We start from the raw sequence: 21,302 nt of genomic DNA on the forward strand, positions 1-21,302 counted from the left end.
AAATTAACCAGGATCAATAAAACGGCGATACCTCGCGAGTACGAGCGCGCCAGCGGCCGACCAGGCGCCCGGCGCTCACCAGCCAGTTCAGCAAAGCGATGCCCAGCAGGCAAAGCATCATGGCCTCGGTGCCGCCACTGACGATCAGGTTGCCCGCCAGCCAGGGGAATCCGAACACGCCAAGAAAATAAGCCAGGCTGAACAGCAGCAACGCTTGCGGGGTGTGCCCGGCCGGCGCCTGGTTGGCCGCCAGGCCGTTGATCACCGAGTAGTTCAGGCCATAGCCGACGCCCAGCAAAGCCGCGGCCAGCAAGTAGCCCAGGTTGTTCTGCACCCACCAGCCCAGCGCCAGCACGGCCAGCACGGTGAAGGCCGAGAGCAGGCAGGAGGCGCGGTAGGCATCGCGCTTGACCACCCACCCGGCGACCAGCAATCGACAGCCGATGGCCGCACTCATAAAACCAACGAAGAACAGCGAATAGTCCAGGCCGCGCGCTGCGGCGTAGGAGGTCTGAAAACTGCCCAGGCCGCCGAAAATCGCTCCACCCAGGCCAACCATGAGAATCGGCCAGCGCGCCGCCGAACCCAGCACTTGAGCGCTGGCCCTGCGGCTGATGCCGACCGGGCTGGCGGCTTGCCTGGGCTGGCGTGCCAGATGATTGAAGATCATCAACCCCACCACCGCAGCCGCCGCCGCAGTGAAGAACGCCGTCTGCACCGGCAGGTGAAACAAGCTGGCCAGCTTGCCCACCAGCGGCCCGGAGCCGATGCCGCTCATCATGCTGCCGGAGAGCAAGGCAAAGCAGTGCGTGCGACGCGCAGGCTCGACCCGTTCGGCGACCAGGATCGGCCCCAGGGTGTAGAACGCACCCCAGCCCAGGCCCAGGGCGAGGCCGCAGAGCATCAGGCCGATACCGGTGCCCGGCATCAGGGCAAAACCCAGGCACGCGGCCACCAGGCACAGCGCCGACAGCGCAATGGCCCGCGCCGAACCCAGGCGGTCAGCCAGGTGTCCGCTGCCGAGCACGGCCACGACCGTACTGAGCATCGCCAGAGAAATGATCCGCCCCGCATCCTGCTCGTTACCGCCACGGGTGCTGACCAGCAACGACAACAAAAAGGTCGAGCCGTACGACAGCGACAACAAGTAACTGGCCAGGCAAAGCAGGCCAAAGCCCTGGTTGGCGGGTGCGGTGCGGGTAGCGGCGGTCACAGGGTTTCACTCGCAAAGAAACGGTACGAGCTTGTAGCACGGTGGTTGCGGGCGGCAGTTATGCAAGTGGCGGAGTTGGGTTCAGTCATGGGCAAACTATCGCGGCAGCTGCGGGGTCAAGCACGCCGGGGATAAAAGTCTTTTACCGAAACCACGGGTTTTCCGCGCAAGGGCTTGCCCTATCCTAGGAAGGATCTCTCACATCAGCGGAAGATCCATGAAAGCTTCGCTTCCCAGCCGTTACGCCTGTCTGGCCGGCTGCTTGCTCTTCACCTGTATCAGCCTGCCCTTCCTTGCGACTCAGCCCTGGCTCTGGCCCTTCACCCTACTCTGCGCCGCGCTCAGCCTGGTCGGCCTGAACGATCTGCGACAACGCCATCACGCCGTGCGACGCAATTACCCGATCCTGGGCAACATCCGTTACCTGATCGAAACCATCCGCCCGGAAATCCGCCAGTACCTGCTCGAAGGCGATGACGACAAGCTGCCCTTCTCCCGCGCCCAGCGCTCGCTGGTGTACGCCCGGGCCAAGAATGAAAGCGCCGAGAAGGCCTTCGGCACCCTCAACGATGTGTATCGCCCGGGCTTCGAGTTCATCAGCCATTCGATGCTGCCCAGCGACACGCCAGACCCGGCCTCGTTTCGCATCGCCATTGGTGGCCCGCAGTGTCGCCAGCCCTACTCGGCCTCGATCTTCAATATCTCCGCCATGAGTTTTGGTGCGCTCAGTGCCAATGCCATTGCAGCGTTGAACCAGGGTGCCAGGCGCGGGCGCTTTGCCCATGACACGGGTGAAGGCAGCATCAGCCCGTACCACCGCGAACACGGTGGCGACCTGATCTGGGAGATCGGCAGCGGCTATTTTGGCTGCCGTACCGCCGAGGGTCGCTTCGACCCCGATCGCTTTGCCGCCCAGGCCAGCGACCCGCAGGTGAAGATGATCGAGATCAAGCTCAGCCAGGGCGCCAAGCCGGGTCATGGCGGGATCTTGCCGGGGCACAAGGTCAGTGCCGAAATCGCTGCCACACGCGGTGTGCCGGTGGGTGAAGACTGTATTTCGCCCGCCGCCCACAGCGCCTTTCGCACGCCACTGGAGTTGCTGCGGTTCATCGCCCGACTGCGTGAGCTGTCGGGCGGCAAGCCGGTGGGCTTCAAGTTCTGCCTGGGTCACCCCTGGGAGTTCATGGGCATCGCCAAGGCCATGCTGAGCACCGGCATCGTCCCGGACTTTATCGTGGTCGATGGCAAGGAAGGCGGTACGGGCGCAGCGCCCAGGGAGTTCAGCGACAACATCGGGGTGCCGATGCGCGAAGGCCTGATGTTCGTGCACAACACCCTGGTTGGCCTGAACCTGCGCGACAAGGTGCGCATTGGTGCCGGGGGCAAGATTGTCAGTGCGTTCGATATCGCCAGCGTGTTGGCCATCGGTGCCGACTGGGTGAACTCGGCGCGTGGCTTCATGTTTGCCATTGGCTGTATCCAGTCGCAAAGCTGCCACACCAACCAGTGCCCCACCGGCGTCGCCACCCAGGACCCGTTGCGCCAACGCGCGCTGGTGGTGCCCGACAAGGCCGACCGGGTCTACAGCTTTCACCGCAATACCCTGCATGCCCTGGCCGAGATGCTGGCGGCAGCGGGCCTTGATCATCCTTCGCAGTTAAAGCCCAAGCACCTGGTGCGGCGCATCAGCGCCAGCGAGATTCGTCTGTTTTCGCAGCTGCACGTATTTCTCAAGCCTGGCGAGTTGCTCAGCGGCGAGATCAACAGCGAGTTCTATGCGCGGATGTGGCAGATGGCTCGCAGTGACAGCTTTGAGCCGCAGATGGGTGAGCCCGTGAAGGTTTCAGTGCGCAGAAAAGAAACAACCCCGGCATAAGCCGGGGTTGTTCGATCGGGAGCAAGCCCCCTGTGGGAGCGGGCTTGCCCCGCGAAACCCAATCAGAAAATGCTGATCGGGTATTCGACGAATACGCGGACTTCGTTGCCGTCGTCGTTGTAGCCGTTCTGACGAACGCTGTCAGAGGTACGCAGGAACGAGCTACGCAGTTTGACGGACAGGTCCTTGGCAGGGCCTTCCTGAACGACGTATTTGATCTGGTTGAAGATCTCGCGCTCTTTGCCTTCGCCGAAGCCGTGGGTGTTGATGTTGTCACCACGCACGTACGCCACGTTGTACTTCAGGCCCGGCACGCCGAAGCTGCTGAAGTCCAGGCCGTAGCCGATCTGCCAGGAACGCTCGTCTTCAGCGTTGAAGTCAGACCAGTAGGAGTTGGCCAGGTAGATGGTCGAGCCACCGTCACCCACGCCACCACGGTTCTGGTACCAGCCGTACTGGTAGCCGGTGTCGCCGGTGCTGCGCTGGTGAGCGATGGTCACCGAGTGCGGACCGAAGGCGTAAGTGGCTGCCAGGCTCCAGATGGTGTTGGAGTCGCCGGTCAGGCCCGCTTCTTTGACGTACTTGTTGTTGATGTCCGACTTGTAGCCGTTGAAGTCCAGGGTCAGGGACTGGTCAGCAGCGATCGGGTGAACGTAGTTCACGCCCAGGTAGTACTTCTGCAGCACGTCTTCAACGTCGGAGCCGTACACCGCAGCCGACAGGTTCTCGGTGAACTTGTAGCTACCGCCGAGCACGTTGATCGACTTCAGGCCACCGCTGTCACGGCCTTCAGCACTCTTGCGCGCTTCCTGGGTGAAACGGCCAGCGTTCAGTTCCAGGCCCTTGATCTCTTTGGAAGTGATCATGGTGCCGGTGAAGCTTTCTGGCAGCAGACGGGCATCGTCGTACTGCAGAACTGGCAGCGCAGGCATCTGGTCGCCGTACTTCAGTACGGTGTTGGAAACGCGCAGTTTTACTGCGGCGCCGCCACGGGCCAGGTTGTGAGGGGAGTTGGCCTGAGCACCATCGCTAGGCTTGAAGAAGTCGACACCGGCGCCGCCGTTGTGACCCTTGCCGCCGTCCAGACGCACGGCGTACAGACCGAATGCATCGACACCCACACCAACGGTGCCCTGGGTGAAGCCGGAGGAGAAGTTGGCGATAACGCCCTGGCCCCATTCGATCTGGTCGTCGGTGCCGTGCTTCTTGTCGCGGTTGATGTAAGCGTTGCGCAGCAGAACGTTCATGCTGCTGTCTTCTACGAAGCCCTTGGCGGCGGCCTGGTCATTGGCCATAGCCTGAGTCGCGGTCAAAAGGCTAAGCGCGATCAGACTGATCCTGGTTTTGAACATTTTATTTTCCTTATTTCTTAGTCAAAGACGCGCTGCGACCTACGCCAAAAACCACGCCCCCTGCGTGGGTTGACGCTCGCGGGTCAGAAAATAAAAAGCCCGCGTGCGAGTGATCGCAGCGGGCCTTTTATTCTGGACTCTTGGCCGGTGGGCCTACAGGCGTTGTCCGAATCCTATCCGTGTGTTCATCAATGTGTCAAAAATTCGTGAAAACACCTTCATATTCGCCGCCGATTGCTACACCAGGTGACGGATCTGCAACGGTGTTTCAGCCTTTTAACACCAGAATCACTAAGCAACATCTTGAAACAAATACTTGTAACAAAACGTTAGAAACAATTAACACTAGTAAATAGCACGCATTATCATTCGCGCCGAATTTAATCACCCCCTCCTTTCGTCTACCTCTACCCTTGCGGATGTCTTTAATGCCTGCCCCTTGCCGCCTGTCACCCTTGAGTCTGGGTGTCTCCCTGTTCCTCAGTTCCAGCATGGCCCTCGCTGCCAGCATGACGCTGCCCGAGATGTCGGTTTCTGCCCAAAGCGAACGTGATGAGGATGATCCACGGGTCAAGGAAGTGACCACCGCAACCCGCACCGCTACCCCGGCCCGCTACGTGCCCCAGGCCATCGACTCGGTGAAGACCAGCAACGTGCTGGACTACGGCAGCGATGACCTGGGCCAGGCCCTGAGTGGTATTCCCAACGTGAGCACTGGCGCCGACACCCGTTTCGACAGCGTGCGCATCCGTGGTTTCGATGCCAGCAACGACTTCTACCTGGACGGCATCCGCGACGACAGCCAGTACGTGCGCGACCTGCACAACATCGAGCGCATCGAAGTGCTCAAAGGCCCGGCTGCCGTGTTGTACGGCCGTGGCAGCCAGGGCGGTATCGTCAACCGCGTGAGCAAAACGCCGGAAGCCGGCCGACGCTCGAGCATCGAAGCCCAGGGCGGCAGCGAAGACCTGCGCAGCCTGTATGCCGACCTCAGTGCCGACCCGACCGACAACATCAGCCTGCGCCTGAACATGGGCAACCAGGACAACAACAGCTTCCGCGATGGCATCGACGGCAACCGCCAGCTGTTCGCCCCCTCGATGAACTGGCAACTGACCCCGGACCTGAACTGGCTGGTGCAGTACGAGTACAGCCGCTACAACCGCACCCCCGACCGTGGCATTCCGAGCGTCAACGGCCGACCGGCCGATGTCGGCCGCGACACCACCTACGGCGACACCCAGCGCGACTACATCGACGACAAGGCCCAATCCCTGCGTTCGCGCCTGAACTACCAGCTCAGCGACACCTGGCAGGTGCGCCATACCCTGGGCCTGTTCAAGCTCAACAGCGATTTCGACAACACCTACCAGACCGGCTACAACGCCACCACCGGCCAGGTCACCCGCCAGCGCTGGCAGCAGGACCTGAACACCCGCAACCTGTTCAACAACGTCGAGCTGGAAGGCAACTTCGACACCTACGGCCTGCAGCACACCCTGTTGACCGGTATCGAGATCGGCAATCAGCGCCGCGACCCGCTGCTCTACACCGCCGCCACCTCCGGCCCGGGTGCGAGCCCGGTGCCGAGCGTCGACCTGTACAACCCCAACCGTAACCTGCAGCACAACGGCACCATGGTTGCCTCGAGCAACAACCACACCGTGGTCGATAGCCGTGGCCTGTATATTCAGGACCAGATCCGCCTGAACGAGCAATGGCAGGTGCTGGCCGGCGTGCGCTTCGACCAGTTCGAGGTGGAGACCACCAACAAACTGCGCGGCATTTCCGAGGATCAGGACAGCGACAGCACCAGCCCGCGCCTGGGCGTGGTGTATTCGCCATGGAAGGAGCACTCCTTCTACGCCTCCTGGAGCAAGACCTTCTCGCCCGTGGGTGGCGGCTTGATCGGCATCACCCCTGGGGCAGCCGGCAACGCCAACGAGACCAGCCCGGAAGAAACCCGGCAGAAGGAAATCGGGGTCAAGAGCGACTGGCTGGATGAACGCCTGAGCACCACCCTGGCCGTGTATGAGCTGGAACTCTACAACCGTCGCACCAGCGACCCGAACAACCCGGGCATCACCCTGCTGACCGGCCTGCAACGCTCGCGCGGGGTGGAACTGACCGCCACCGGCAACATCGTTGGAAACTGGTATGTGCGCGGCGGCATCGGCCTGCAGGACGCCACCATCGTCGAAGACAACAATGGCCAGGAAGGCAACCGCGTGAGCAACGTGGCCAAGCGCAATGGCAGCCTGTTCCTGACCTGGAAACCGGAAATGGGCTGGTATGGCGAGACCGGGCTGACCCTGGTAGGTGAGCGCTATGCCGACAACCAGAACACGGCGGTGCTGCCGGGCTATGGCCGCTGGGATGCGCTGGCCGGTTTCCGCACCAAGGACTGGGACCTGCGGGCGGCGTTGAGCAACATCACCGACAAGACGTACTACAGCTCGGCTACCAGTGCCGCGCAGATCCAGTTCGGCGATCCGCGTAGCCTGGTGGTTACCGGGACGTATAGCTTCTGATTGTTGTTGGGTCGGGCTTGCCCCGCGATAGCGGTGTGTCAGTCACATCGCATCGCGGGGCAAGCCCGCTCCTACTCCAGCAGTGCCTCGAGTTCTGCCTCGGTCAACAGGCCTGCTGGATAACGATCACGCAACACACGTCGTTTATCGGTCTTCCTGACCCGGATTGCTCCATTGCGTTTCAGCCACTGCGCCACACGCTCAAGCGCTTTGTGATTCAAAGCCGATGGGGACGAAGCCGGCTCACTTGCTGCATTCATTCGACACGTACTCCCTGGGGTCGTGAACGGCTAACGTATTCCAACTTTGTGACAGAACGATGGGGTTCTATCTCGTTGAAATACAATGCAAAACAAATACAAGAGCTATGCCAGCGCAGATGCCGGTTGTCGCTTGCCCATAAAAAAACCCGTCAAGCGACGGGTTTTTTTATGGCCGGGTTTCAGCCCTTGGCCGGGGCCGGTTGCTGCTGGGTCAGGCAATGGATGTTGCCGCCACCCAGGAGCATTTCGCGTCCCGGAATCATGACCACTTCGTGATCAGGGAACACCTTGCTCAGAATCGCTCTAGCCTCGGCATCTGCCGGATCGTCGAAGCTCGGGGCGATGATGCCGCCGTTGACGATCAGGAAGTTGACGTAGGAGCCGGCCAGGCGAACCGAGGGGTTACGCTCCTGGCTGCCCGCCACCGGATCGACGCCGTCGCACTCTTCTTCAGTGGCGTACAGCGGGCCGGGGATCGGCATTTTGTGCACGGTAAAGCTGCGGCCTTTGGCGTCACGGCTGTTCTGCAACACCTCAAGGGCCGCATGGCAGCGTGCGTAGTTGGGGTCTTGCGGATCATCTGTCCAGGCCAGTAACACTTCGCCCGGGCGCACGTAACAGCAGAAATTGTCGACGTGGCCATCGGTCTCGTCGTTGAACAGACCATCGGGCAGCCAGATGATGGTGTCCACCGCCAGGTGATCACGCAGTACCGCTTCGATCTGCTCGCGGTTCAGGTGCGGGTTGCGGTTGTGGTTGAGCAGGCATTCTTCGGTGGTGATCAGGGTGCCTTCACCGTCGACGTGGATCGAACCGCCTTCCAGCACAAAGCCTTCGGTGTGGTAGCGCTGGCAGCGTTCCATCTCCAGGACCTTGCTGGCCAGTTGCTCGTCACGGTTCCACGGCGCGTACAGGCCGCCCTCGAAACCACCCCAGGCGTTGAAGCCCCAGTCGACGCCGCGCACTTCGCCGCTGTGGTTGATGACAAAGGTCGGTCCGGTGTCACGCACCCAGGCGTCGTCGTTGCTGATTTCCACAACGCGGATGTTCGGTGCATCCAGGCGGGCGCGGGCGTTGTCGTACTGGGCGGCGGAGACGGCCACGGTGACCGGCTCGAAACGCGCGATGGCCTTGGCCAGGGTCACGTGTGCGGCCTGTACCGGTTTGCCGCCCAGGCGCCAGTTGTCCGGGCGCTCGGGCCAGACCATCCATACCTGGGTTTGCGGCGCCCATTCGGCTGGCATGTAGAAGCCGTCGGCGCGTGGGGTGCTGGTCAGGGTTTTCATGAGTCAACCTTTGCAGTGCCCGACGCGGGATAGAGGCCCGCGTCGAGGTCATTGAATGTTCAGGATTCCAGCGCGCCGTCGAGGGTTTTCACCGGGCCGTACAGGTTTGGACGGCGGTCACGGAAAGTGCCCCAGGCGCTGCGGATGTGCTCCAGTTTATCGAGATCGAAAGTATGCACCAGCACACCCTCTTCGGTCTCATTGAGCTCCTGGACTTTCTCACCGAACTGGTTGGCGATGAACGACGAGCCGTAGAAAGTGATGTCGTAGCCGTCCTGTTCTTCGGTGCCGATGCGGTTGCTGGCGATCAGCGGCATCAGGTTGGCACCGGCATGGCCTTGTTGCACTCGCTGCCAGTGATCACGCGAGGAGATGGTCTTGTCATGCGGCTCGCTGCCGATGGCGGTCGGGTAGAACAGCACTTCGGCACCCAGCAGCGCCATGCTGCGCGCGCACTCCGGGAACCACTGGTCCCAGCAGATGCCCACGCCGATCTTGGCGTAGCGGGTCTGCCAGACCTTGAAGCCGGTGTCGCCCGGGTTGAAATAGTACTTTTCGTGGTAGCCAGGGCCATCCGGGATGTGGGTCTTGCGGTACACGCCCAGGTTGCTGCCGTCGGCGTCGATGATCGCGATGCTGTTGAAGCGGGCGCGGCCGGCCAGCTCGAAGAAGCTGATCGGCAGTACCACTTCCAGCTCCTTGGCGATCTGCTGAAAGTGCTCGATGGCAGCGTTGATCTCGACCGGCGTTGCCAGCTGAAGGTAATCAGGGTTCGGCTTCTGGCAGAAGTACGGGGTCTCGAACAGCTCCTGGATCAGGATGATCTGTGCGCCTTTGGCGGCAGCTTCGCGCACCAGCTTTTCAGCGGTGGCGAGGTTGGCCTGGCGATCCCAGGTACAGGCCATCTGGGTGGCGGCGACGGTGACTGTGCGGCTCATGAAAACCTCCTCGAAGGGTGACTGGGCCGACTGACCGTAGCAGGCGACCGATGACAGATTGCAGCGTTGTGAGCGCATTTATATCCGATAAATATCGGCTTTAAAAGCCACATTCAAAATATTTCAGCCACAAAAAAGCCGGTTAACTCGATAACAATCGAGTTAACCGGCTCTAGGTTGAGGCTTACAGCTCTTCGGACAGGACCTTGTCGATGCTGTCGACAAAAAAGTCGACGCTGGCCCGGGTGGTGCACATCGGTGGCTTGATCTTGAGGATGTTCAGGTAGTCGCCAGTGGGCTGCATGAAGATGCCCAGGTCACGCAGGCGGTTGCACAGTGTGGTGGTTTCTTCGGTCGCCGGCTCCAGGGTGTCGCGGTCACGCACCAGCTCCAGGCCCAGGTAAAAGCCCGACCCGTGCACGGCACCGGCCAGCGGATGTTTATCGACTAATGCTTGCAGGCGCGCCTTGAAGTGCCGGCCGACATCCCGGGCGTTGTCCCACAGGCCTTCTTCGCCCATCACATCGAGCACCGCCATGCCGATCCGGCAACTGACCGGGCTGCCGCCGGCCGACGAGAAGAAGTAACCCTCGGCTTCCAGTGCTTCGGCGATTTCCCGCCGGGTGATCACCGCGCCCAGTGGATGGCCGTTGCCCATGCCCTTGGCCATGGTGATGATGTCGGGCACCACGCCCTGCTCCTGGAAGCCCCAGAAGTACTCGCCCAGGCGGCCATAGCCCACTTGCACCTCGTCGGCGATGCACACCCCGCCCGCTGCCCGGACCTTTGCATAGGCCTGCTGCAGATAACCCGGTGGCAAGGAGATACCGCCCGCATTGCCGTACACCGGTTCGCAAATGAAGCCGGCCAGTTGGCGTTGTTCGGCCGACAGCGCATCGAGTTTGGCATCGACATCGGCCAGGTACTCGGCCGCGCTGTCTTCGCCACGGTAGGCGCCGCGATAGGTGTTCGGGGCAATCACCGGGTGTACCCACTCCGGCCGGGTGCTCAGCGCCTGGGGGTTGTCGGCAATGGACGTGGAGATAGCATCGGTGGCCACCGACCAGCCGTGGTAGGCCTCCAACACGCTGAGCATGTCGCGCCCGCCGCTGTAGGCCCAGGCCAGGCGAATCGCCAGGTCGTTCGCCTCGGTACCGCTGTTGACCAGGAACACCCGGTCCATGCCCTCCGGCGCCAGCGTCAGCAGGCGCTCGGAAAACTCGGCAATGGCCGCGTAGTGGAAGCGCGAGTTGGTGTTGAGCAGCGACCACTGCCGCGCCGCTTCGCTGACCATGCGTGGGTGGCCGTGGCCCAGCACCGCGACGTTGTTGAGCATGTCCAGGTAGGAGCGGCCCTGCATGTCGATCAGGTAGTTGCGCCAGCCGCGCTCGATATGCGGCGGCTGTTGGTAGTAGTGCTTTTGCGAGCGGGCGAAGCTGGCGTCGCGGCGCTCCAGCAACTGGCGCGCATCCACCAGAGGCTCGGCATCACAGGCGAAGCCCAGCAGCGCTTGCGGTGACGGGCACAGGGCCTGCCACGCGGCAGCCCGCGACGGCACCACCAAGGCCGGTGGCTGCAGACCGGCAACGCGGCACAACTGCACGCTCAGCACCCCGTTGGTGTGCCCCAGCGACTGCCCGGCGCTCACCTGCGTGCCGGGTGCCGGTGCATCGCCCAACCCCTGCAACCAGAGGCTGCAGTGTTCACCTTGCAGGCAGCCCTGCCCGTCTACCGCTGGCTGCCAGGTGCCCGCCCACGGCGCTTGCACGGCGGTGCCCGCAGGCACCTGCAACTCGACGTTGAGGGCAAAGGTCGCAGGCTCCTGTGGATTGTCGATATGCGTCTGTGAAAGCCGGTACTGGCCATACAACGAGCACGCCGCGCCCTGCTCGCCCGCGTGCTCGCGCAACAGCTGCCGATCGATACCGGGCTGCTCCCAGTTGCCGGCCTGGAATTGGCTGCTGAGCACACCCAGATCCACCGGCGTGACTGCACCTGCCTCCAGCCCCGGCAGCAGCCGCGCACTGGAGGCAAGGTTCAAGGCAGGCACATCGAGACCGGCCACCTGCAGGATCGCCGCCTCCATCAACTCGAACGGCACGCAGGTGGCGACGTCGAAAATTTCCCATTCGTGGGCCAGGTTATCGCGGCTGTAGGCGTTGCCCGGGTCGACACTCAATTGCTGCTCGCTGCTCAGCACCAGCACCGCCGCGCGGGCCACGATCATTGGCCACAAGGCCTTGAGCTCGGCCTCGGTCAGGGGGTTGAGCGCGTGGTACGCCTGCACGGCGGGCAAGATACGCAGCGGGTCGCCCTCGGCATGGTGCAGCAGCGCCGCGCAAGTCACCGACAAGTCGGCGATCCGCCAGGTGTGCATCAGGTCGCCGAAGTCGATGACCCCTTGCAGCTGCCATTGGCGCTGGTCGTCGCGTTGCCACACCGCGTTGTCATCGGTGATGTCCAGGTGCACGGCCTGCATGGGCAGCTGCTCGAGTAAAGGTTGCAGCCGTTGTTCGGCCTGGCGTGCAGCCTCGAGCACCTGTGCTTTGCGCGGCCCGTCGGCGAGTACCGGCAGCAAATGCGCGATCAGCGCCTGGGCATGACGCGGGTCCCATTGCAGGGTGCGCTCAAGCCCTGGGTGGTTGAAGTCGGCCAGCGCCTGGTCGATTCGGGCGCACAGCCGGCCCAGCTCTGCGATCAGCTGCGGCTCCATGTGTTTGAGACGGGTGAGGGACTGGCCTTCGATATAGTCGAGCAGGCGCACGCGCATCGGCTGGCCCTCGAGGTCCAGCGCCAGCAACTGCTCGCCAGACAGTGCGCTGATCACCGCCGGCACCGGCAGCCCGCGTTCGCGCAGGAAACCCAGGGCCGCATGCTGGGCCTCAAGCTCGGCCACGGCGTAGGTGCCATGGCAGATTTTCAGCACGTAACGCCCGCTTGGCCCATCGACGCGAAAGTTCAGGTCCTGCTGGCTGCCCAGGGACTGCAATGAACCGCTGAGCCCGTAGCGCTCCTGCAGTACAAGCAGGGCCTGCTGCTCGCTGACGTCGGGGCAGGGCTGGCTGGAGCGGTGGATCAGGGTACTGAGCGGCATGACGGGACCTCGTTTTTTTTGCTGCTTATATCGCCACTGCTGCCGTCGATAAGCAAGTACGGCCGGAAAAAAGCGATGGATGTAGGAGCCGGATTGCTGTGGGTGCGGGCTTGCCCTGCGATTGCATAAATTCAGACACATTGCATCGCGGGGCAAGCCCGCTCCTACAGCAAGCCCGCTCCTACTTGTGCGCTGGGCAATACACCGACAAGCTAGTCTTCAACAGATCACCGTCAGAAACGCGAAAGGTCCTTGAACATGCGTATTCTCATTACCGGCGGCGCCGGTTTCATCGGTTCAGCCCTGATTCGCCACCTGATCGACACCACCGAACATGAGGTCCTGAACCTCGACAAACTGACCTACGCCGGCAATCTGGAATCCTTGTCCAGCATCGCCAGCAACACCCGCTACGAGTTCGTCCAGGCCGACATTGCCGACCAGGCCAGGGTCAGCGCGGTGCTGCAGCGCTTCGAGCCCCAGGCGGTCATGCACCTGGCGGCCGAGTCCCATGTCGACCGCTCGATCGACGGCCCGGCGCCGTTCATCCAGACCAACATCGTCGGCACCTACGCCTTGCTCGAGGCCACTCGCGCCTACTGGCAAACGCTGCCTGAAGCGGCACGCGGCAGCTTTCGCTTCCACCACATTTCCACCGACGAAGTGTATGGCGACCTGCACGACACCGAGGCGCTGTTCAGCGAAACCAGCGCCTACGCCCCCAGTTCGCCCTACTCGGCGAGCAAGGCGGCATCCGACCATCTGGTACGCGCCTGGCATCGCACCTACGGGCTGCCGGTGGTCATCAGCAATTGCTCGAACAACTACGGGCCATTCCAGTTCCCGGAAAAGCTCATACCACTGACAATCCTCAACGCCCTGGCGGGCAAGCCGTTGCCGGTGTATGGCAGTGGCCTGCAGGTGCGCGACTGGCTGTTCGTCGATGACCATGCCCGTGCGCTGCTCACTGTCGTGACCTGTGGCGAAGTGGGCCAGACCTACAACATCGGCGGGCATAACGAGCAGCAGAACATCGAGGTGGTGCGTGGCATCTGCGCCCTGCTCGAAGAGCTCGCACCGCAGCGACCGGCAGGCGTGGCGAACTACGCCGACCTCATCAGCTTTGTTGAAGACCGTCCCGGCCACGACCTGCGCTATGCCATCGACGCCGGCAAGATCGAGCGTGAACTGGGCTGGGTGCCGGACGAAACCTTCGCCACCGGGCTGCGCAAGACCGTGCAGTGGTACCTGGAGAACCTGGAGTGGTGCCAGCGGGTCCAGGACGGCAGCTATCAAGGCCAGCGCCTGGGCAACAGTGACTTCAAGGATTTGATTGCATGACCAAGGGCATTGTCCTGGCAGGGGGCACCGGTACCCGCCTGCACCCCATTACTCTTGGCGTTTCCAAACAGCTGCTGCCCATCTACGACAAGCCGATGATCTACTACCCGATCTCGGTGCTGATGCTCGCTGGCATTCGTGAAATCCTGCTGATCTCGACGCCGCAGGACTTGCCGCAGTACCGGCAGCTGTTCGGCGACGGCAGCCAGTTCGGCATCCAGCTCAGCTATGCCGAACAACCGTCTCCCGACGGCCTGGCCCAGGCCTTTCTGATCGGCGAGCAGTTCATTGCAGACGACTCGGTGTGCCTGATTCTGGGCGACAACATTTTCTACGGCCAAGGCTTCAGCGAGCAGCTGCAGCGGGCGATCAACCAACCTCGCGGTGCCACTGTGTTCGGCTACCGGGTCAAGGACCCGGAGCGTTTTGGCGTGGTGGAATTCGATGCCCAGGGCCGGGCTTTGTCCATCGAAGAAAAGCCGCTCAAGCCTCGCTCCAACTACGCCGTCACCGGTTTGTATTTCTACGACAACGACGTGATCGAGATCGCCAAAGGCATCAAGCCCTCGGCCCGTGGCGAGCTGGAAATCACCGACGTCACCAATGCCTACCTGCAACGCGGCGACCTGCGCGTGGAGCGTTTCGGCCGTGGTTTTGCCTGGCTCGACACCGGCACCCACGACAGCCTGCTCGAAGCCTCGCAGTACGTACAGGCCATCGAGCATCGCCAGGGCCTGAAGGTCGCGTGCCTTGAAGAAATCGCCTTCCAGCAGGACTGGATCGACCGCCAGCAGTTGCTGGAACGCGCCCGGATCTTTGGCAAGATCGGCTACGGCCAATACCTCTACCGCCTGGCTGAAGAACACCCATGAACGTTATCCCAACAGCCTTGCCGGGCGTGCTGATTCTCGAACCCAAGGTGTTCGGCGACGCACGCGGTTTTTTCTACGAAAGCTTCAACGCCCGCACCTTCGAGCAGCAGACCGGCGTGGCGACGCAATTTGTGCAGGACAACCACTCCGCCTCGGGGCGCGGCGTACTGCGCGGCCTGCACTACCAACTGGAAAACACCCAAGGCAAGCTGGTGCGGGTAACCCGTGGCGAGGTGCTGGATGTGGCGGTGGACATACGCCGCAGCTCCGCCTGCTTTGGTCAGTGGGTGGCGGTGCGGCTGTCAGCAGACAACCACCGCCAGCTCTGGATACCTGAAGGCTTCGCACACGGCTTTGTGGTGCTGAGCGACAGCGCCGAGTTCCTGTACAAGGCTACCGATTACTACAACCCGAGTGCCGAGCGCTGTATCCGCTGGGACGACCCGGACCTGGCCATCGCCTGGCAGCTCACCGAGCCTCCACTGCTCTCCGCCAAGGACCAGGCCGGTCAATGGCTCAAGGACGCGGACCTGTTTCCATGAGCCTGAATATTCTCATCATCGGCCAGCACGGCCAGGTTGCCCGGGCGCTGCAGCACCGCCTGAATGACCTTGGCCAGCTACAGGTCCTGGGCCGCGACCACGTGGACCTGGCCCACCCGGAACGCCTTCGTGCCCCGATACACAGGATCAAGCCGAACCTGATCATCAACGCCGCCGCCTACACCGCCGTGGACCTGGCCGAAAGCGAGCCGGACCTTGCGTTCGCAATCAACGCCCGGGCACCGGGCGTGCTGGCCGAAGAAGCGGCAGCCCTTGGCATTCCGTTGATCCACTACTCCACCGACTATGTGTTCGACGGCAGCAAGGCCACGCCCTATACCGAAGACGATCTGCCGAACCCGCTGAACGTCTACGGCCTCAGCAAGCTGGCCGGTGAACAGGCTGTCAGGGCCGTAGCCGGCCAGCACCTGATCTTGCGCACGAGCTGGGTGTACTCACGTCATGGCCACAACTTTCTGCTGACCATGCAACGCCTGCTGCAGGAAAAGCCGCAACTGCGCATCGTCGCCGACCAATTCGGCGCCCCTACCTGGGCCGGAACCATCGCCCACAGCACTCGCGCCCTAATAGAACGTTGGCACGCGGGCCAGGCCGGCCCCTGGGGGACCTACCACCTGACAGCCCAGGGCGAGACTTCCTGGTTCGGCTTCGCCCAGGCGATTGCCGAGCACCTGACAGCCCAGGGCCTGCCCTGCAGCGAATTGCTGCCAATTCCCTCCAGCGATTACCCGACACCGGCCAGGCGCCCGCTGAACTCACGGCTCGATTGCAGTCGCCTGCAGCGTGAATGGCAGGTCGGCCAGCCACATTGGCAGCAGGCGCTGATCGACTGCCTGAAGTAGCGCATAATGCGCCAGATCACCCTGGCGCAATTGCGATGACCATGACTCCACCTCCTACCCGCCGCCCTCGCTGGCGCAGCCTGGCCCTGCTGGCGATTTGCCTGGCGCCGTTGCTCTGGCCCCTGCAACACCTTGCCGAACGCTACTACCAGGAGGAACTGGCCAGCCAGAACCGCCAGACCCTGGACCTGTACGTGGCCAACCTGCTCGGTACCCTGCACCGCTATGAAACCCTGCCGCAGATCCTTGGCGACCTGCCTGCCCTGCGGGCAGTGCTGGCCGACCCGCTGCGGCTCGAGACCCTGACCAACGCCAATCGCCTGCTCAAGGACATCACCACCCAGACCGGCGCCGAAGTCATGTACCTGCTGGACGCCAATGGCAATACCCTGGCGGCCTCTAACTGGGACAAGCGCGACAGTTTCATCGCCCGCAACTTCACGTTCCGGCCTTACTACAGCGAAGCCATTGCCGGGCGCCTGGGGCGGTTTTTCGGCCAGGGCACGACCTCCGCCAAGCGCGGTTATTACTTTGCCGCTGCGGTCCGTGACGGGGAAAAGATCATCGGCGCGCTGGTGGTCAAGGTCGACCTGGACCACACCGAAAACCTATGGGGCAAGACGCCTGAGCAACTGCTGGTCACCGACCACAATGGCGTGGTCATCCTGACCTCGCGCCCCGACTGGCGCTTCCGCGCCACCCGGCCGCTGACCGATGCCGAACGCGAAGCGATCGTTGCGATCAAGCCCTACCCGACCCAGGCGCCGCAGCCACTGAACCTCGACCGAGCTGCCTGGCTGATCCAGACCGAAGCCATCGAAGAAACCGGTTGGCAGGCCAGCATCCTGGCGCCACGGTCCATCGTCGACCGCTCGGTGAGCACAGTGCTGGCCATTGGTGCCGCAGCCTTGCTGGTGCTGATGTTGCTGCTGGGCCTGATGATGCAGCGTCGACGCCACTACATGGACCGCATCGACTTCGAGGCCCATGGGCGCCAGGAGCTGGAAAAGCGTGTCATCGAGCGTACCGCCGACCTTGAAGGCCTCAACAGCCGCCTGAAAGGCGAGGTACTGGAACGCGAACACGCCCAGCAGGAGCTGGTGCGCGCCCAGGATGAACTGGTCCAGGCTGGCAAGTTGTCGGTGCTGGGGACCATGTCGGCGAGTATCAGCCACGAACTCAACCAGCCGCTGGCGGCGATCCGCAGCTACGCAGAAAACGCCGAGATTCTGCTCGACCACCAGCGCACCGACGATGCCCGTAGCAACCTCAAACTGATCAGTGAACTGACCGGGCGCATGGCCTCGATCATTGCCCACCTGCGCGCCTTCGCCCGCCGCGACCGCCATGCACCCGAGAGTGTGGCGTTGCAGCCTGCGCTGGACGATGCCCTGGCCCTGCTGGCCAAGCGCCGCCGGGCCATGGCGGTCGAGCTGGTACGTGACCTGCCGGACGCCACGCTGTGGGTCCAGGCCGGCGAAACCCGCCTGCGCCAGGTGCTGGGTAACCTGCTGGCCAACGCCCTGGACGCCCTGACCGAAAAGGCCAACCCGCGCAAACTCTGGCTAAGTGCCGAACAACGCGACGGCAACGTCTACCTGTACATTCGCGACAACGGCCCGGGGTTTTCCAGTGAAGCCCTGGCCCGCGCCCGCGAGCCGTTTTTCACCACCAAGACACGCACCCAGGGCCTTGGCCTGGGCCTGGCGATCTGCGATACCTTGATGCGGGCGCTGGGCGGCGAACTTGTGCTCGGCAACCACCCCGAAGGTGGTGCCCTGCTTACCCTGCAACTGCGCGTGGCCAAGTCCGGCGCCAACCTGCAACCCTCGGAGGACCCATCGGCATGACGACCGAGCCGCTCATCGACAGCCGCGTTCAGGTGATTCTGGTCGACGACGACCCGCACCTGCGCCAGGCCCTGAGCCAGACCCTGGACCTTGCCGGCCTCAAGGTCTTGTCGCTGAGCGACGCCCAGGGCCTGGCCGGGCGTATTGAGCAGGACTGGCCCGGGGTGCTGGTCAGCGATATCCGCATGCCCGGTATCGACGGCCTGCAATTGTTGGAGCAGGTACAGGCCCAGGACCCGGAACTGCCGGTGCTGTTGATTACCGGCCACGGCGACGTGCCCCTGGCGGTGCAAGCCATGCGCGCCGGGGCCTACGACTTTCTTGAAAAGCCCTTCGCCAGCGATGCCCTGCTCGACAGTGTGCGCCGCGCCCTGGCCCTGCGCCGCCTGGTGCTGGACAACCGCAGCCTGCGCCTGGCCCTGAGTGACCGCCAGCAGTTAAGCACCCGCCTGGTGGGCCAGTCTGCACCAATGCTGCGCCTGCGCGAGCAGATCGGTGCGTTGGCCGGCACCCGTGCCGACGTGCTGATCCTCGGCGAAACCGGCGCCGGTAAAGAAGTGGTCGCGCGCGCCCTGCATGATTTGTCGAGCCGACGCGACGGCCCGTTTGTAGCCATCAACGCCGGCGCCCTGGCGGAGTCGGTGGTCGAAAGCGAGCTGTTCGGCCACGAGCCCGGCGCCTTTACCGGCGCCCAGAAGCGCCGGATCGGCAAGTTCGAGTTCGCCAACGGCGGCACGCTGTTCCTCGATGAAATCGAAAGCATGAGCCTGGATGTACAGGTCAAGCTGCTGCGCCTCTTGCAGGAGCGAGTGGTCGAGCGACTCGGTGGCAATCAGCAGATCCCCCTGGACATCCGCATCATCGCTGCCACCAAGGAAGACCTGCGCCAGGCCGCCGATCAGGGGCGCTTCCGTGCCGACCTGTATTACCGCCTGAACGTTGCACCGCTGCGCATCCCGCCGCTGCGCGAGCGCGGCGACGACGTCCTGGTGCTGTTCCAGCATTTTGCCGACGCCGCCAGCGAGCGTCACGGCCTGCCACCTCACACCTTGCAGCCCGCACAGCGTGCATTGCTGTTGCGCCATAACTGGCCGGGCAATGTCCGAGAGCTGCAGAATGTCGCGGAGCGCTTCGCTCTGGGCCTTGAGCTGGCCCTGGATGGCGAGGCGCCACCGCCCGCTCATGCCCAGGCCTCGCCGGTGAACAGCGGCAACCTCAGCGATCAGGTCGAACAGTTCGAGCGCTCGTTGATCGCCGCAGAGCTGGCTCAGCCGCACAGCTCCATGCGCAGCCTGGCCGAGGCCCTGGGCATTCCCCGCAAAACCCTGCACGACAAGCTGCGCAAGCATGGCCTGAGCTTCGCCGACAGCAACGCCAGCACTGACGAAATGGAGGACAACCGCCCATGACCACGGACAGCCGCTACCTTGAATCGGTGCTGCACGGTGACATTCCCCTGACCCGCGAAATGGGCCTGCAGGTGCTCGACTGGGAACAGCAGCGCCTGCGCCTGCAGTTGCCGCTGGAGGCCAACGTCAATCACAAGAGCACCATGTTCGGCGGCAGCCTGTATTGCGCTGCCGTACTGGTCGGTTGGGGCTGGTTGCACCTGCGCCTGCGCGAGGCGGGGATCGACGATGGGCACATCGTCATTCAGGAAGGCCAGATCAGCTATCCGCTGCCGGTCACCGGCGCAGCCATCGCCGTGTGCGAGGCACCGGAGGAGAAAGTCTGGGAGCGCTTCGTCGCCACCTACCAGCGCCGTGGCCGGGCACGTCTGAACCTGCACACCCAGGTCAGCAACGCCGATAGCGATGAGGCCGCTGTCATGTTCAGCGGCCAGTACGTGCTACATCGTTGAAGCCAATTGCAGCAGCCGCTCACGCCAGGGGGCGGCGGCAGGCAGGGCCAGGAAGAAGGGATTGAGCAACGACTCGCGCGGCGGATAGACGAACACCTGGCCATCCAGACCCAGCACTTCGCCGCCCGCACCTTCCAGCACACCCTGGGCGGCGGCGGTGTCCCACTGCGACGTTGGCGCCAGGCGTGGATAGCAGTCGGCAGCCCCTTCGGCCAACAGGCAAAACTTCAGCGAGCTGCCGATATTGGCCAGCTCCAGCTCGCCCACCGCCGAACTCAGTCCAGCCAGCAAGGCTTCCTGCTGCGGGCTGGAATGGCGACGGCTGGCCACCACGGTAAAGCCTTGCCCCGCAGGCGGTGCCAGACGGACTTGAATAGCGTGCGGTGCGCCATCGGCCTCGGCGCACCAGGCGCCGATCCCCTGGCCACCGTAGTAGCAGCGGCCAGTGGTAGGAATCGCCACGACCCCAAACACCACACGGCCTTGCTCGATCAGGGCGATATTGACGGTGAATTCCTCGGTGCCGGCGATGAACTCCTTGGTACCGTCCAGCGGATCAACCAGCCACCAGCGCTGCCATTGCTGGCGCTCGCCGAGGGGGATCTCGCAGTCTTCTTCAGACAACACCGGGATCTGCGGGGCCAGTGCGCGCAAGCCTTTGGCGATCACCTCATGGGCGGCCAGGTCGGCTGCGGTAACCGGGGAATCATCGGCTTTGGACGTCACGGCAACATCCGCACGCCAGAACGGCAGGATGGCCTTGCCCGCCTGGCGAGCCAGCTCAACCACTGCCTGCATCAGTTGCACATCGGTCATGCGCCGAACACTCCACGCTGGGTCAGCAGGTCACGCACCAGGTACAACGCCGCCAGGGCGCGGCCTTCGGAAAACTGCGGGTGCTGGGCCAGGGCCGAGAGCTCGCGCAGGCTGACCTTGTCGACACGCATCGGCTCGGGCTCATCGCCTTCCAGACGCTCTTCATACAGGTCGGAGGCCAGTACCACCTGGATCTTCTGGCTCATGTAGCCCGGCGACAGGGAAAGCTCCGTCAGGTGCTCCAGTTGGCGGGCGCCAAAACCGGCTTCTTCCTTGAGCTCGCGGTCGGCGGCAGCCAGTACATCCTCACCCGGCTCGATCAGGCCCTTGGGCAGTGACAGCTCGTACTCGTCGGTCCCGCCGCAGTACTCTTCGACCAGCACCGCATGTTCACTGTCGAGCATCGCCACGATCATCACTGCACCATACCCGTTACCGCGCCCCACCAGCCGCTCATAGGTGCGCTCGTTGCCATTGGCAAAGCGCAATTGCACAGCCTCGACCCGGAACAGGCGGCTGCTGGCGACAATCTCGCGAGAGAGAACGGTGGGTTTCTGGCGCATGGGGCGGCTCCTTGGCGTGAACGGGTTACTATACCGTGGCT

The 21,302-nt window shown here is 63.2% G+C and carries 16 protein-coding genes; 9 read left to right on the top strand and 7 right to left on the bottom strand.

Annotated features, from left to right (window positions below):
- Positions 1-13 precede the first annotated feature (13 nt).
- On the bottom strand, positions 14-1,213 hold the full coding sequence (locus U9R80_RS25735; protein ID WP_301839800.1) for an MFS transporter: 1,200 nt from the start codon (positions 1,211-1,213) through the stop codon (positions 14-16).
- A 217-nt stretch (positions 1,214-1,430) separates the two neighbouring features.
- Here U9R80_RS25735 and U9R80_RS25740 point away from each other — a divergent pair, with 217 nt between their 5' ends.
- Positions 1,431-3,089: an FMN-binding glutamate synthase family protein gene (locus U9R80_RS25740; RefSeq protein WP_301839802.1), complete on the top strand. Its 1,659-nt coding sequence runs from the start codon at positions 1,431-1,433 to the stop codon at positions 3,087-3,089.
- A gap of 62 nt (positions 3,090-3,151) precedes the next feature.
- On the opposite strand, the gene U9R80_RS25745 is transcribed toward U9R80_RS25740, so the two are convergent.
- Positions 3,152-4,441 carry an OprD family porin gene (locus U9R80_RS25745; protein WP_301839803.1) on the bottom strand — a complete coding sequence of 430 codons (1,290 nt, stop codon included), beginning with the start codon at positions 4,439-4,441 and terminating at the stop codon, positions 3,152-3,154.
- Positions 4,442-4,869: 428 nt separating this feature from the next.
- Between U9R80_RS25745 and U9R80_RS25750 the strand changes: the two genes are divergently transcribed.
- The gene (locus U9R80_RS25750; protein ID WP_301839804.1) at positions 4,870-6,972 is read left to right on the top strand and encodes a TonB-dependent receptor; all 2,103 of its coding nucleotides are present in this window, start codon (positions 4,870-4,872) and stop codon (positions 6,970-6,972) included.
- A 442-nt stretch (positions 6,973-7,414) separates the two neighbouring features.
- Here U9R80_RS25750 and aguA read toward each other — a convergent pair whose 3' ends face one another.
- The 3 genes from aguA to U9R80_RS25770 form a co-directional block, all read right to left on the bottom strand.
- Positions 7,415-8,521: an agmatine deiminase gene (aguA, locus tag U9R80_RS25760; protein WP_301839806.1), complete on the bottom strand. Its 1,107-nt coding sequence runs from the start codon at positions 8,519-8,521 to the stop codon at positions 7,415-7,417.
- Positions 8,522-8,580: 59 nt separating this feature from the next.
- A complete protein-coding gene (aguB, locus tag U9R80_RS25765; RefSeq protein ID WP_301839807.1) occupies positions 8,581-9,459 on the bottom strand; it encodes an N-carbamoylputrescine amidase in 879 nt (292 codons plus the stop codon).
- A 184-nt stretch (positions 9,460-9,643) separates the two neighbouring features.
- The gene (locus U9R80_RS25770; RefSeq protein WP_301839810.1) at positions 9,644-12,553 is read right to left on the bottom strand and encodes an aminotransferase; all 2,910 of its coding nucleotides are present in this window, start codon (positions 12,551-12,553) and stop codon (positions 9,644-9,646) included.
- Between the two features lie 258 nt (positions 12,554-12,811).
- Here U9R80_RS25770 and rfbB point away from each other — a divergent pair, with 258 nt between their 5' ends.
- Genes rfbB through U9R80_RS25805 form a run of 7 tightly spaced genes read left to right on the top strand, consistent with a single transcriptional unit; the run spans position 12,812 to position 19,882 of the window.
- Positions 12,812-13,894 carry a dTDP-glucose 4,6-dehydratase gene (gene rfbB / locus U9R80_RS25775; RefSeq protein ID WP_301839811.1) on the top strand — a complete coding sequence of 361 codons (1,083 nt, stop codon included), beginning with the start codon at positions 12,812-12,814 and terminating at the stop codon, positions 13,892-13,894.
- The gene (rfbA, locus tag U9R80_RS25780; RefSeq protein ID WP_301839812.1) at positions 13,891-14,766 is read left to right on the top strand and encodes a glucose-1-phosphate thymidylyltransferase RfbA; all 876 of its coding nucleotides are present in this window, start codon (positions 13,891-13,893) and stop codon (positions 14,764-14,766) included. The genes rfbB and rfbA overlap by 4 nt, the downstream gene beginning before the upstream one ends.
- Positions 14,763-15,308: a dTDP-4-dehydrorhamnose 3,5-epimerase gene (gene rfbC, locus U9R80_RS25785; protein WP_301839813.1), complete on the top strand. Its 546-nt coding sequence runs from the start codon at positions 14,763-14,765 to the stop codon at positions 15,306-15,308. The genes rfbA and rfbC overlap by 4 nt, the downstream gene beginning before the upstream one ends.
- 2 nt (positions 15,309-15,310) lie before the next feature.
- On the top strand, positions 15,311-16,171 hold the full coding sequence (gene rfbD, locus U9R80_RS25790) for a dTDP-4-dehydrorhamnose reductase (protein WP_301839859.1): 861 nt from the start codon (positions 15,311-15,313) through the stop codon (positions 16,169-16,171).
- A 41-nt stretch (positions 16,172-16,212) separates the two neighbouring features.
- Positions 16,213-18,021, top strand: a complete 1,809-nt coding sequence (locus U9R80_RS25795) for a sensor histidine kinase (RefSeq protein WP_301839814.1) — start codon at positions 16,213-16,215, stop codon at positions 18,019-18,021.
- Positions 18,018-19,430 (top strand): sigma-54-dependent transcriptional regulator, encoded by a 1,413-nt coding sequence (locus U9R80_RS25800; RefSeq protein WP_301839815.1) that lies wholly within the window; start codon positions 18,018-18,020, stop codon positions 19,428-19,430. Before U9R80_RS25795 ends, U9R80_RS25800 begins: the two co-directional genes overlap by 4 nt.
- Positions 19,427-19,882, top strand: a complete 456-nt coding sequence (locus U9R80_RS25805) for a YiiD C-terminal domain-containing protein (protein ID WP_301839816.1) — start codon at positions 19,427-19,429, stop codon at positions 19,880-19,882. Before U9R80_RS25800 ends, U9R80_RS25805 begins: the two co-directional genes overlap by 4 nt.
- On the opposite strand, the gene cysQ is transcribed toward U9R80_RS25805, so the two are convergent.
- Together cysQ and nudE are read right to left on the bottom strand one after the other, a co-directional pair.
- Complete coding sequence (cysQ, locus tag U9R80_RS25810; protein WP_301839817.1) at positions 19,871-20,698, bottom strand: 3'(2'),5'-bisphosphate nucleotidase CysQ; 828 nt, start codon at positions 20,696-20,698, stop codon at positions 19,871-19,873. The two genes, U9R80_RS25805 and cysQ, sit on opposite strands and share 12 nt — an antisense overlap.
- Entirely contained in the window at positions 20,695-21,261 is a 567-nt protein-coding gene (gene nudE, locus U9R80_RS25815) for an ADP compounds hydrolase NudE (protein ID WP_301839818.1), read from the bottom strand. The genes cysQ and nudE overlap by 4 nt, the downstream gene beginning before the upstream one ends.
- Between the last annotated feature and the right edge of the window lie 41 nt (positions 21,262-21,302).

The sequence above is a fragment of the Pseudomonas sp. JQ170C genome, from assembly GCF_035581345.1.
Classification (GTDB): Bacteria; Pseudomonadota; Gammaproteobacteria; order Pseudomonadales; family Pseudomonadaceae; genus Aquipseudomonas.

Excerpts from the sequence above, each read along its gene's own strand:
- U9R80_RS25795 (WP_301839814.1), top strand. The coding sequence starts at position 16,213 with ATGACTCCACCTCCTACCCGCCGCCCTCGCTGGCGCAGCCTGGCCCTG.
- U9R80_RS25740 (WP_301839802.1), top strand. The coding sequence starts at position 1,431 with ATGAAAGCTTCGCTTCCCAGCCGTTACGCCTGTCTGGCCGGCTGCTTG.
- aguB (WP_301839807.1), bottom strand. The coding sequence starts at position 9,459 with ATGAGCCGCACAGTCACCGTCGCCGCCACCCAGATGGCCTGTACCTGG.
- U9R80_RS25745 (WP_301839803.1), bottom strand. The coding sequence starts at position 4,441 with ATGTTCAAAACCAGGATCAGTCTGATCGCGCTTAGCCTTTTGACCGCG.
- nudE (WP_301839818.1), bottom strand. The coding sequence starts at position 21,261 with ATGCGCCAGAAACCCACCGTTCTCTCTCGCGAGATTGTCGCCAGCAGC.
- U9R80_RS25805 (WP_301839816.1), top strand. The coding sequence starts at position 19,427 with ATGACCACGGACAGCCGCTACCTTGAATCGGTGCTGCACGGTGACATT.
- U9R80_RS25800 (WP_301839815.1), top strand. The coding sequence starts at position 18,018 with ATGACGACCGAGCCGCTCATCGACAGCCGCGTTCAGGTGATTCTGGTC.
- U9R80_RS25770 (WP_301839810.1), bottom strand. The coding sequence starts at position 12,553 with ATGCCGCTCAGTACCCTGATCCACCGCTCCAGCCAGCCCTGCCCCGAC.
- U9R80_RS25750 (WP_301839804.1), top strand. The coding sequence starts at position 4,870 with ATGCCTGCCCCTTGCCGCCTGTCACCCTTGAGTCTGGGTGTCTCCCTG.
- rfbC (WP_301839813.1), top strand. The coding sequence starts at position 14,763 with ATGAACGTTATCCCAACAGCCTTGCCGGGCGTGCTGATTCTCGAACCC.
- rfbB (WP_301839811.1), top strand. The coding sequence starts at position 12,812 with ATGCGTATTCTCATTACCGGCGGCGCCGGTTTCATCGGTTCAGCCCTG.
- cysQ (WP_301839817.1), bottom strand. The coding sequence starts at position 20,698 with ATGACCGATGTGCAACTGATGCAGGCAGTGGTTGAGCTGGCTCGCCAG.
- aguA (WP_301839806.1), bottom strand. The coding sequence starts at position 8,521 with ATGAAAACCCTGACCAGCACCCCACGCGCCGACGGCTTCTACATGCCA.
- rfbA (WP_301839812.1), top strand. The coding sequence starts at position 13,891 with ATGACCAAGGGCATTGTCCTGGCAGGGGGCACCGGTACCCGCCTGCAC.